Here is a 13,141-nt window from a genome sequence, read left to right on the forward strand (position 1 = left end):
GGCAACAAGAGGCACCGCCGGGCGGGGCGTGGGGCGAGAGGAGTTCGCTGCGCTATGACGAAGTTGCTGGCGGAGTACGCGATAGTGGGTTGGCACCACCAATACCGTCCTGTCGAGCACATCGCCCGGACCTTGACCCTGACGGAATGGAGCAAACAGCGCGCGGTGGGAATCAGCGCCGCAGGCGCGCCGTGGCGCGGCGTTCCATCCCGCCTGTCGGGATGGCAATGCAATCGCCGTCTAGCGGTCGACCATCCACCTCAAGCTCAACGCGACCGGAGCCGATCCGGTCGGGATCTTCGATGGTAATGATCAATATCCCGTCCGGGCCCTTTACCCTGACCTCTGCACCGCCCCAGTCCCTGGGGAGCCGCGGGGTGATCCTGACAGCACCGCGTTGGAGGCTCAGGCCGAGAATTCCCTCGACGGCGAGTTGCCATGTCCAGCCTGCGGCGCCTGTGTACCATGTCCAGCCGGCCTGACCGATCCCGGGTTCGGCACCGCGCACGTCGGCCGGCACGACATAGGGTTCCGCCCGGTAGAGGTCGGCCCTGATGAGGTCGTCGGTGCGGCGGATGGGGTTGATGAAATCGAAAATGCGATGGGCCTCGTCGCCATTGGCCAGCCGCGAATGGGCCAGACCCAGCCAGGCCGCCGCATGCGTATACTGGCCGCCATTTTCCCGCACACCCGGCGGATAGGCGCGGATATAGCCCGGATCGCGCGGTGTCCGGTCGAAAGGCGGCGTCAACAGACGCGCCAGCCGCGCATCATCATCGACGAGGCGCCCGGTCGCGGCAGCGACGGCCATGGCGGTTCGATCCGAAGCGGGGCCGCCGGCGAGTGCTGCCCAGGACTGCGATATGCTGTCGATCTGGCATTCGTCCGACGTCTTCGAACCCCATGGCAGGCCGTCATCGGCAAACGCCCGCGCGTACCATTCGCCATCCCAACCCGCTGCGTCGGCAGTCCGGCGCAGATCATCGGCGCGTACCTTCCAGATGTTATGGAGGTCGTTGCGTCCGGTTTCCGAGGCAAGGTCAGCGAAGGTGTCGGCGCAGACAGCCGCGAACCATCCGAGCCACACGCTTTCGCCACGCCCTTCGCTGCCAACCCTGTCCATGCCATCGTTCCAGTCCCCGGTGCCAATCAGTGGCAGTCCATGAGCGCCCTTCGTGACGCCACGATCCATTGCCCGCCGGCAATGCTCGAAGAGCGAGGCGCGCTCCGCGCCCGCCTCGAACAGGGCGTAGCGGTCTTCCTCGTCAGTCCCCAGCGGCGGGGCGGACAGAAACGGGATTTCCGCGGCGAGGATGGAGGTGTCCCCGGTGGCCGTTACGTATCGGCCGGTTGCATATACCAGCCACAGCAGATCGTCCGAGCAGTGCGTTCGCACACCTCGCCCCAGAGGGGGATGCCACCAATGCAGCACATCGCCCTCCTCGAACTGCCGCGACGCACAATCCAGAATATGCGCCCGCACGCGTTGCGGCTCGGAAAACAGCAGCGCCATCATGTCCTGAAGTTGGTCACGGAAACCGAAGGCTCCCCCGGCCTGCTGGAACCCGGCGCGCGCGAAGACGCGCGATGCAAAGGTCTGGTTGAGGAGCCAGCGATTGACCATGAGGTCGAAAGCCGGGTCGGGGGTGGTAACCCTGACGGTGCCGAGCCGGCGCTGCCAGACGGCATCGTTTTCGACAAGTGCCTGTTTGGCCGTCTCGACGTCACTCCAATGCACCGCGAGGCGCGCCGCTTCGGCGGGATCGCTTCCGTCTCCAAGCACGAAGACGACCTCCTCTGTCGCACCGGCGGCCAGGTCGATATGTACTTGGAATGCTGCGCAGGGGTCGGCGACATCGCTGAGCGCTCCGTCGAGTCCCCAGGCCGTGAGGCCGGTCGGTCGGGCTGGATCACCCTGCCGACCGAGGAACGCCCGGCGGTCACAGGTCAGGCTGTGCGGTGGCCGGCTGGCGGCGAGAAACGCCGTGCGGTTGCCGAACTCGGGATTCCATCCATTGCGTGCGATCAGCGCCCGACTTTCGAAATCGAAACCGCAAACCACGTGTGGCCGCGCGGTACTGGACATCGACCCAAGCAACCAGTGGGCATAGTAGGTGACCGTGAGCCGCCGGTCACGATTGCCGGGATTGGTTAGAGTCAGCAGCGCCAGCTTCACAGGCGCATCGGGCGGGACGAAGACAGTGAGGCGCTGTTCGAGACCTTCTTCGTGGCGCTGCCAGGTCGTCGCGCCCGCGCGGTGGCGGATCTGGCAGGTCGCATCGCCGCCGGCAGGCAGCGGGGTCGGTGTCCAGATATGCGCTGTTTCCTCATCGCGCAGATAGAGCGCCTCGGACTGCGGATCGGCAACCGGGTCGTTCGAACATGGCGTAAGGCGATGCTCGCCGCTGTTGATGCACCAGCTGAAGCCCAGCCCCGCTTCCGAGACGATGGTGCCGAAGCTCTCATTACCCAGCACGTTGCACCACGGTGCTGGCGTCACCTGTCCACCCTCCAGGTGGATTGCATAATCGCCCTCTGTCGGGGTGAACCCACCGAGAGAATTGTCGAAGGCGAGGTTTTCGGGGCGCATGAGGGGCGGCGCGGGTACAGGATCAGACGGTGGTGCGCCGACCGGCTGGAAACGCGGCGGCGCGGTGCGTCCCGATCGCGGCGGTGTCACCGCTTGGGTCAGTGATGTGGCCGCTCCGTCAAGAGACACCCCGGCCGTGGCCTCGAGCGTCCGGCGCTCGGCTGCATCGAACCGGTCCGCCGCCAGAAGATGAATGCCCCCCGGCCCGCCCAGACCGTGGGGTGCGTTCGCGTCGCGAAGAGCGGCAAACAGCAGGTCGCGGGTTGGCTCCTGATAGCCTGAAGCGCCTTCGCGCAGGATCACCAAGTCCGCACGAAGGCCATGCCTCAGCCACCACTGATGCGCCCGGATGATGATCGGCAGAAGCTGTGCATGCGTGTCGTCGACAGCCCGCACAAGGATGATCGGCAGATCGCCCGACAGCCCCATGCTCCAGAGCAGCGGCTGGGCCGGAAGATCCGTCTCCGACGCCGCCGCCAATGCGAGCGGGGGCGGTCGTGGGAAAACGAGATCGTGGCACAGGGCCTGTGCCTCGGCCAGCGCGCGGGAATCGAGCCCGAGGCGTTGCGCTTCGAGTGCCGCAGATCGCTGCGCGTCTTCCATGACCCAGTCGAGTGCCGGCGGGGATGCGTAGCGTTCGGCGATCTCGAGCGCCGTCTCGCGTGAGCCGGCCGCGATCGTCACGAAATCAACCCGCGCGCGTGCCCCGGGCGCCAGGACAACGCGCGCCCGCAGGGCCATGACCGGATCGAGCGTCCATCCGGTGGCACCATCCAGCGGGTCGATCGCGCCCGGTGGCCGTTCGGGGTCGCCGTGCCTGGCGAGAAACCTTCTGCGGTCTGTCTCGAAACCTGCTGGTGTCACCGCGGAATCGCTCGGCAGAAGGCTATGAATGAGGACCGGCGGCTGATCGGCGGGTCGTCTCGGGCGCCGCTTGAAGATTAGCGTGTTCTGGCCATCGAGGCGCTCGCTGTGGACGAAGAGCTTGCTGAAGGCAGGGTGCCGCTCATGAGCGTGCGCAGGCGCAAGCACGACCTCCGCATAGCTTGTCACATCGACCTCGCGTGTCCTGTCACTTTCGTTGGAGAGCGTAACGCGACGGATTTCCACGTCGTCGCCCGGCGCAATCGCGATCTCGAGGTTCATCGACAAACCTTCCGCGCGCTCGTGGAACTCGACCTTGTGGGCATGGAACGTCGTCTCCGACGTCCCGCCCACGCTGCGACCGCCGAGCGAGCGGACCGTCCCTCTGTCGCGCTCGCTGACATAGATGCGCGAGTCTCCGCCACGGTTGACATCGTCGCCCGTCCATCGTGTGAGCGATTGGCCGCGCCACCAGAGCGCCCCGCCTCCGGCGTCGGTTATCCAGGATGCGAGGCTTCCGTTGCCGATGGCATGGAGTTGAGGGCCCGGCTGGTTGCGTGCCGTCCAACCATGCAGCGCCGGTGTCGGCGTACGTGAAAGGTCGGGCGCCGCGGTCTCAGCATCGGTCGCCTGCTCGGGCGGAAACTCCCACGGGACACGCTCCTGCAGCAGCAGCTCGGTGGCGCGCATGCGCGGCTCGCGACCGAAACGCCTGATCAGTATGTTATCGTTCAGCGCGTTGCCAATGGCGGCGGAAATCATACCTTGGTGGTGGGCAAAATAGGCGCGGACAGGCGTGAAACCGCCTTTCTTTGGCCGCCGGTCCGGTGTGAAATCGGCAGCCTCGAAGAATCCGTATCGGTCACGCAGGCCGAGCTGGTCCAGCCGACGAAGGTTGGAGGCGGCGAGCCGCGGCGCGACGGCTAGCGCCAGCGCGCTCGCATAGGGCGCTACAACGTAGTCCTCGGACAGGCCGCGCTTGAGACCAAGACCCGGCACCCCGAATGCCTGGTACTGGTAGCGATGCGAGACGTCACGGGCGGAATAACCCGATTCCGAGACCCCCCAGGGCAGGCCGAGCTTGTCACCATAGTGCCGTTGCGCGGCAACAGCGGCACGTTCGCTCTGACCCAGAAGCCGCCCCGCGTCGCTCGGCAACAGTAGAGCGGGCATGAGATATTCGAACATCGACCCATTCCAAGACAGCGTCGTCAGCGCGCCGACTGCCTTGGCGATTGGGCGCCCCAGATGAAACCAGTGTTCGACCGGCACATCGCGCTTGGCGATTGCGAAATAGCTTGCCAGTCGGGCCTCGCTTGCCAGCAGGTCGTAGTGGTGTTGGTCCAGTCGGTCGGAGTCGAGATTGTAGCCGATAACGAAGGTTCTGGTTTCCGTATCGTAGAGAGACCGAAAATCCATGCCGAAGGCGCGCGCTTCCGCGCGGACCGCGCATTGCGTGAGGCCGTCGGAGAGATCGCGGCAGGCAGCATCGCCCCGGTCGAGCGCCGCGATCATCTCTGCAATCCAGCGGCGGCTCTCGGCATCCGCTGGTACAAGTTCGGAGAACGCGGAGCGCGCCCGGCCGATCCTGTCGGCCATTTGATTAATCGGAGTGTCTGGCGGCGGTAGCGCCTTCAGCAGTTCCGCCACCCCTTCAAGTCCGGCCGGCGGCGTATAGGCCATTTCTCTCCATGGCTCCAACACGTCGAGATCCCGTCGCATGGTCTGCAGGTGGTGATCGGTCCGCTCCAGCCACAGAAATATCTCGTGCGGATCGGCTTTGACGTTCGACTCCACCGACTTGGCGACGAGCACCTGAACCTGTCGCCACTCTTCCGAGCCGATCTCGTCCAGCGCTGACCGCCAATTCCTCGGCTGGCTTCGGATGTCCGGAATCTTGCCGACAATGATGTCGAGCCAACCGCAGATCGCCCTTCGGTCGGCCTCGGGCAATACCGACAGAGCCTCACGCAGCAAGTTGAGTGCGTCGCCAAAACCGTCCCAAAGTTTCGGAGACAGCATCGGCCCCGTCACGGCCTCGCTGCAGCCTTGGCGCAGCGTCAGCAGGCTGACTGCCAGATTGCCGCTGTCCACCGTCGAGACATACCGCGGCGCGAGCGACTTGAGTGTCTTCGTGTCGAACCAGTTGAGTGTGTGGCCGGCATGGCTCTCCAGCCGATCGAGCGTGCCAAGGGCGGCGGACATCCGCGCGGAGAGATCACGAAGGCCGATATGTCCCAGATCCCACGCCGTCAGCGCTGACAAGAAGAACATCCCGACATTGGTCGGGGAAGAGCGGTGTGCGATCTCCTCGTGCGGGCTCGCCTGATAGTTGTCGGGTGGCAGCCAATTGTCATCGGGACCGGCAAACGTCTCGAAATAGAGCCAGGTGCGGCGCGCGATCAGGCGCAGGTAGAGCCGGTCTTCGGGCCGCAGGGTTTCCGCCGCCCTTTGCGGCTTCCGGCTGATGATCCGTGCGATCTCGGGCGAGACGAACCACAAGAGGAGCAGCGGTGCCGCACCGGTCAGGGAAGCGGGATCGATCCGGGCAAGCAGCAGGGCGATCGCGGTGGCGATCAGAGGGGCTGCAGCCATCTCCCGCCAGATGCCGAGCCGGGTTTGCGAAACCTCCGTCGCGGAATGGGCGGCTGACGTCCATTCCAGCAGCCGGCGTCGCGAGACGTAGACGCGTTGGAGCGTTCTCGCGATCGCCTCGATCGCCGTCGCCGCCTCGTAGGCCAGGAAGATGATCGCCAGCAGCCAGCGCCCGGCGTGATCCGCCAGATGTCGCAGGGTGCTCCGCGTGGCGCCCCGCCTGCGCCCGCGCGCGAGGCCGGTAATGAGGTCGGTGAAGAGGTATGCGCCCGGCGCGGCAACCGTCAGCACCGTCCAGATCAGGGCCTGTCCCGGCAGCGCGAGCCAGCCCGCAACCGCGAATGCGACAAGTGCCGGGGGGATGAGGCTGCGGCGCAGATTGTCAAATATCTTCCAACGGTCGAGCGCCGAAAACCGGTTGGGACGGCGCGTGTCGTCGCGGCCCGGTGCGGTTCTGCCCAGCCACGGCGTGAGCTGCCAGTCGCCCCGGATCCAACGAAAGGCGCGACGGGCATAGGCAAGATAGTTGGCGGGAAAGTCCTCATAGAAGACGATGTCGCTGGCAAGCGCTGCACGGCCGTGAAGCCCCTCGAACAGATCGTGGCTGACGATCGCGTTCTCCGGTACGCAGCCATGCAGGCATCGATGGAACGCGGCGACGTCGAAGGCACCCTTGCCGGTGAATATTCCTTCGCCGAATAGGTCCTGATAGACGTCCGAGACCGCCCGGCTGTAGATGTCGATCGCGGTATCGCCAGTATAAAGGCGGGTGAACAGCGACCGATCGCCGGCATTGGGCAAGATCTCGACCCGGGGCTGGATGAAGGTATAGCCGCGGCGCGGTCTTCCCGTCGCGGGGTCGAACTCGACACGGTTCAGCGGATGGGCCAGCGTCCCCAGGAGCCGGTTGATGCTGTTGGGCGGCGCCGTGGTGTCGGCGTCGAGCGTCACAACGAAGCGCGCCCGGCGCAGCCGGTCGACATCGCCTTCGCGCAAGGAGAAGGCATCGGGCCGGTGACCCAGGATGAGGCCTGTCAATTCCTCGAGCTTGCCGCGCTTGCGTTCCCATCCCATCCAGCAGCCTTCGGCGGAATTCCAGCGGCGTCCCCGGTGGAGGAGTACGAACGGCGCATGGTCGGCGTAGCGCGCGTTGAGGCGGCGCACGCCAGCTAGCAGAGCCGCCTCGATCGACACGTCTTCCGGCATGCTTTCTGCATCCGCGTCCGCGAGGTCGCTCAGCAGTGCCATGCGGATGAACGGATCGGGGTTCGACAGCCAGTGCGTCTCAAGCCGCTCAATGAGCGGTTCGACCTCGACCGCCTTGCGCAGGATCACCGGCATCACCAAGACCGCGTCGCAGCCGCTGCCCAGCCCGTGTTCGACGTCGAGCTTCGGCAGCACCCGGGGCGGGACCAGTCGGGTGACGAGCCAGTGCGTGAAAGTCACGCTGACGATCATCGCGGGCGCGAGCGACAGCACGAGTCCGATGACCCACGCCACCAGGCTGGCGTCGTAGATGGCGAGCAACTGCACAGGCAGGATCATCGCGGCAATGGCGAAGCCTGCCAGCGCCCCGGCATAGCTCCTGCCGGGATGATTGATGATCCAGCGGCGCAGGGCATCACCCCCCCTGGTCCGAAAGCCGACCCTCCGCTCGAGCTCCGCCCGCCCTTCTGCGACCAGCCAGCATCCGACATGCCCGAGGCGAAGCGCGCCTGCATGGGCACGCGTCAGGGTCAGCGCGGTCTCTGCGACATCCCACTCGGACACCTGTGCGCCGTCCGCGATCTCCTCGACGGCCTTGCGGTATCGGTCCCGCGTGTCGAAATCCATGGTCGAATAGACGCCGGCAGGATCATCCCGCAGGATCGCTTCGATACGGCTGACCTGATCGAAGAACGACTTCCATGAAGTGTTCGACACCGCCACGAGGGCCGAAATCGCGCGCGAGACGCCTTCAGTCGGGTCGAGCGTCTCGCGACGCGTCATTCGCGGCGTCGGTTCGAATGGTGGGGCAAGTTCAGGCAAAAGCTGGGAAAACGAATGAACGAGCGTCTCCAGGCAGGCGAGGCGCAGCATCGTCGGAAACGCCCAGAGTTCGGCAGTCGTTAGCGGCCCGTCCTGCTGATAGGCTCTGACGAACTCCACCGTGCCCGCAAGGCTGACCTGCATATGCGCGACATCGAGTATGCCTTGCGCCATCCCCATGATGCGCGGAATTCCGTGATACTCGGGTGCGGCAAGCCGGGGCAACCGGCGGTAGAAGCCGGTCGGGAGATCCTCGCGAACCTGCCGAATAGCGCGCCGCACCTGAAACTCGTTGTCGAGCAGCCACTCCGAGGCCTTGGCGGCATCCGGCGAGGCCTCGCGGCAATGGCGGCGCGCGCGATCCAGCCAAGGAAGGATGACGGAGAGTTTCCGCCAGACGAGAGCCGGCTCGGGCCGGCCCTTCTCGATATCATGCCGCGCTCGGATCGTTACGGCGGCAAGCTCCAAATCGCTGTCCGCCGCGACGAGGCGTTTTTCCCAGGGCGCCGCCGCCGGTGTCACAACAACGCCCGGCTTGGCAGCCTCGCGGTAATGGCTTCGTCTGATTTCCCGTAAGCCATTGCCGGGTTTCCCTGATGTCCCCGCACGAGCAGGATCGGGATGTTCATGTGGTTGATCAGATAATCGGCGACGCTGCCCACCGACATGTCCGGATGTCCGCTCTGGCCGGTGCAGGAAAGCACCATGAGGTCGGCATGCTCTTCTACCACCGCGCGCGCCAGCGCATGGCGGGGATCGCCGCTTGGCAATACCCGTATTCCCGTCGCTGGGGCTGCGGGCAACTGGAATCGGACTCGTTTCAAATAGTGCTCGCCGGTACGCTCGTTGCGGCGGCGCAGCTGGTCGCGCAAAGTGATGGTCTCCGCTTCGGGCGGGCCCGCCTCGGTGAGATCGACACTCGGGGCCGCATGGACGAGCACGATCTCGGCGTCGTGGGCGGCCGCGATCCTCAAGCCAAGCGGCAAGGCCGATTCCGATCGTGACGAGCCGTCGAGCGGTATCAGCACCCTGCGATACCGTATCGGCGCGTCTACGACCTGCGACGGCGGGACAATCAGCACCGAACCGTTGACGACCCCGGCGACCCGACGCACGGTGCCGCCCAACCCGGCGAAGGATCCATTGCTTTCGCCACTCCGACCCAGCACGGTCAGTTCTACCGCATTGTCGCGCGCCCAGGCGCAGATGCGCCCGGCGGCCGGTCCGTCGATGACCACCGTATCGGTTTGCAAGCCACCAAAGTGCGATGCGCGCTCGCGCAAGTCAGCCTCCACATCGCGGTGGCGCATTGCCCACTCCACCGGGTCCATCGGCGACTGTTCCGCCGACGCCTCGAGAACGCGCAGGACGGTCAGTCGTGCCTTGACCGCCAGGGCCATCGCGGCGGCGTGCGCCAACACTGCATCCGCAAAGGATGACGCATCGACACAGGCCAAGACATGGCGAAGACCCTGATGATAGGCATGCGGACAAGACGGCAGAGTCCGCGTCATGTTATGCTTCAGGGCTTCACGCTCGGTCATGGTGTGCTCCTGCCAAGATAGTGTAGCAATCCACATGATGCCGCAATCCATGATCGAGTGAAGGCCTCGATCTCACCCTCCGCAGGTAATACTCGGAGACCGCCTGTGTAGCGCCGCTCAGTAAAGAACGGCACTGCCGAGGTGTTCAGTCCCGGCATTTGGTGGATCGGGGCGGGCATGAGCATCAGACCCGACAAGATGAATTTCCTGAGCTTGTTGGCCTCACCAATCCTTCGTGGTCATAGTCCGGGAAAGAGCATACACTAAGCTCAAATCGTGCGTCGGCGATCAGAGGGGGATGGTGAACCGAACAGTTGCCAGCCTTCCGGGCTGCTACATGCAGTATCTTTAGTTTTTTCAGGAGTTGGTAGAGTGACAAGTAAATTCGTGACCCATGCGCGCATTCTTTCCGGTGCGCTGATCGTGATCCTGGCCACCGGGGCAGTGGCGCCGGCGAAGGCTCTCGATACGGATGCACTGAAATCGGCTGCCGCAGCAGGAGATACCGCAGCCCAGCGCAAGCTGGGGGAGGCGTTGGTCTTTGGCAGCGACGGTGTGGCGCAGGACGTTGCGCAGGGCCTGAAGCTTCTGGGCGAGGTCGCCGCGGCGGGGGATGTGCAGGCCAAGGCCAGCCTCGGGAAGATCCTGATCGACGGTTATTACACCGGAGCCCAGCCAGAGCGCGCGCAGCAACTTCTGGAGCAGGCGGCGAATGCCGGAAACCGGTTGGCGCAGATGACCCTTGGCGAGGCGTTGCTGTGGGGGCACAACCTGAAGCCCGATCCGCCGCGCGCCAAGACCCTGCTGCAGGCCGCAGCCAAGGCCGGCGATCCCGAAGCCCGACGGATTCTGGGCGAACATTTGGTAGGCGGCTGGGTTCTGAAACCCGACGTCGAGGCGGGCCTCGCGCTGCTTGAACAGGCGGTCGCTGCGGGCGACGACAAGGCGATGGTCTCGCTTGGCGGGTTATTGCTGAACGGCACGGGCGTGAAGCCGGACGTGTCGTGGGCGCGGGCGCTGTTCGAAGAGGCTGCAAAGGCTGGAAATGGCGAGGGGCTTGAGAGCTACGGCACCCATCTTTTGTGGAGCAACCGCAGCCCGGCGCAGGCCGAAGACTATCTTCGGCGCGCTGGCGAAATGGGGCGTGGTTCTGCCTGGAGCACTTTGGCCGAGGGGGCGATGTACGGCTATCTCGGCCGCCGATCCCGGTCCAAGTTCGACGGCTATGCCGAGAATGCGCGCGCCGCCGGCGAGGAAATGGTCCCGGTGTTCGAGGCCGAGCGGCTGACATGGGGCATCAGTATGCGCGCCAGCGGGCCCGAGGCCATCGCGGTCTTGGAAAAGGCGGCGGACGACGGCAACGCGACGGCGGCCAGCTATCTGATCGCGCTGGTCCGTGGCGGCAACCACTACAATGTGCGCAAGCGGCCAGAGCAGGCCCGGGCCTATCTCGAGCGCTACGCGCCGCTGCTCGGCCCCGCCAAGAGCGCTCAGTTCGCCTTTACCATTGATGCGGCAAGCAAGCGGCAGATCGCGGACCTTCCCAAGCTCAAGGCGGTCTACGATAGCCATCCGGAATGGCGCTCGCTCTGGTTTGGCAAGCAGATCTACGCCGCCAACGAGAACCTCGCGATCTATATCGTGCAATCGAAGATGAAAGGCGATGGGCTCTATGTCGGCACGGTCAACGGCTACGCCACGGAGACGACGCTGCGTGCGATGGGGCGCGCCTGCCACCGCTTGCCGGATGCCACGCGCTGCGACGATAGCGTGATGCATCCGGACGTCGTCGGGGCGTTGCTGGCCCGTTAGGCAAGGCATTGAACTGCAGGCAGTGAGCGATGCGATGCGGCCCCGGGAGCGCCCGCCCTCGTCATGCCCTGCGAAGAGCGCGTTCTTCCGACCCGCGGTCATGTCGGCGGTTACGATGAGCCTGAAGTCCTCCCCCGAGAAATCATGCTGACCTGTTCCCCTGACGCTGACGGGTCATAGGACGTGGCCTCCATTCTTGCCTTGTCCTCGGCGGCAAAGGCTTGGAGCAACGCCTTGCCGACCATGGCATGGAGGTCGTCCGCGCTGAGATTGTTGATCAGCGCGTCCATGGGAAGCTGGGTCAATGGACGTGTCGCCTCGGGCGGCGGCAGGTCCGACAGGTTGATCGGCAACAAAACCTGCTGGACGACCTGGGATTGCCCGGACGCCCATCCGTCACGGATCATATCGATGCGTTCGAAGCGGCTCTCGTCGAGGGCGCGGTGGATTGCCTTGGCAATTGTGTCGGCCAGTTTCGGATTGCCGGGTGCGTGCGAGGGCAGCTGTGTGATCGCCCCAAGCGCCTTGACCGCGGCCTGACGGGCGCTCGAGGCCGCAAGCAAGCCATCATGGGTGCCGCAATCGTAGCGGGTGCCCGAAAACCGGAACGCCGTCAGCGCCACGGACTGGGTTGCCATGGCAATTGCATCGGTCAACTGAAACTCGCCCCCGGCGCCTTTCGGCGTGCGGCCCAGAATGTCAAAGATCTCCGGCTCCAGAATATAGCGCCCGACCGCGGCGATGGACGAAGGCGCCTGGCCAAACGGCGGCTTCTCCACCATGCCGGTCACGGGAATTCAGTTGCCGGTCACGGAGCCGTCCAACTTGAATATCCCGTAGTGGCAGGCATCTTGTTGAGACACTTCCATCGCGGCGATCATTTGCCCCCCTTGATAGTGATCGACCATTTCGGAAATACAGTTGCGCCCCATGATGACGTCATCCGGCAGAATGATGCCGAACGGTCCCGGCAAGGTAAGTCCCTTGCAACACAGGATCGCATGGCCAAGACCCAGCGGTTGGTTCTGGGACACATAGAGGATCTCAGGGGAGCTTTGGACCGTGTCCGTGCCGACCAGCCCTGCGGTGGATGCCACTGCGGTATGACCAAGATATTCAAGGATGGCCGCTTTCGCGGGACTGACAACCACGATGATCCGGTCAGCGCCAGCTTCGATCGCCTCGTCGATGGCAAACTGGATGACCGGTCGGTCATAGACTGGCAGAAGCTCTTTCGCGGTTACCCGGGTTGCTGGCAGCATCCGTGTGCCCGTGCCCGCGGCGGGAATGATGATCGTCTTGAGTCCACTGGTTGGATGGGCCATGGGCGGCCCCCTCGCCACGCTGCGACTTACGCGATCCCCCGACAGTGCGGAATTGCTGCACGAGCGTCGGGGCGATCGAGAACGAACATGAAACATAACATTTAACGCGCAGCGAAGATAGCCACCAGAAACCCAGGTAACCCAAGACGACGAGAATAATGACGACGGCTCCGACGACAGATAAAGTTGTTCGTTTGTCTCTCGCTTCTCTAGCGACCCGATCTTTCGTCGCCGCGCCCCGATGGATCGCCGCGCGCTCGACCACGAACAATGCTCGCCGAACGTTGATTTAGATCAGTTTTCCGCTGATGGATCTGCGGCAGTGTGAAGAGAGTTGCGGCTGCGCGCTGCGACGTCACAAGCTGTCGCCGCAATCGGGTAGG

At 64.7% G+C, this 13,141-nt stretch carries 3 protein-coding genes and 1 pseudogene; 1 reads left to right on the forward strand and 3 read right to left on the reverse strand.

Going from position 1 to position 13,141, the window contains the following annotated elements; translation table 11 throughout:
- Positions 1-172: 172 nt before the first annotated feature.
- Positions 173-8,599, reverse strand: a complete 8,427-nt coding sequence (locus AC13D8_RS16990) for a GH36-type glycosyl hydrolase domain-containing protein (protein WP_482969810.1) — start codon at positions 8,597-8,599, stop codon at positions 173-175.
- Entirely contained in the window at positions 8,596-9,621 is a 1,026-nt protein-coding gene (locus tag AC13D8_RS16995; RefSeq protein WP_482969811.1) for a universal stress protein, read from the reverse strand. The genes AC13D8_RS16990 and AC13D8_RS16995 overlap by 4 nt, the downstream gene beginning before the upstream one ends.
- Before the next feature lie 387 nt (positions 9,622-10,008).
- On the opposite strand from AC13D8_RS16995, the gene AC13D8_RS17000 reads away from it, so the two are divergent.
- Positions 10,009-11,433: a tetratricopeptide repeat protein gene (locus AC13D8_RS17000; RefSeq protein WP_482969812.1), complete on the forward strand. Its 1,425-nt coding sequence runs from the start codon at positions 10,009-10,011 to the stop codon at positions 11,431-11,433.
- Positions 11,434-11,543: 110 nt separating this feature from the next.
- On the opposite strand, the pseudogene AC13D8_RS17005 reads toward AC13D8_RS17000, so the two are convergent.
- Positions 11,544-12,854 (reverse strand): annotated as a pseudogene (locus tag AC13D8_RS17005) (UTP--glucose-1-phosphate uridylyltransferase).
- Positions 12,855-13,141: the final 287 nt, after the last annotated feature.

This window comes from Roseovarius sp. B-10, assembly GCF_056859295.1.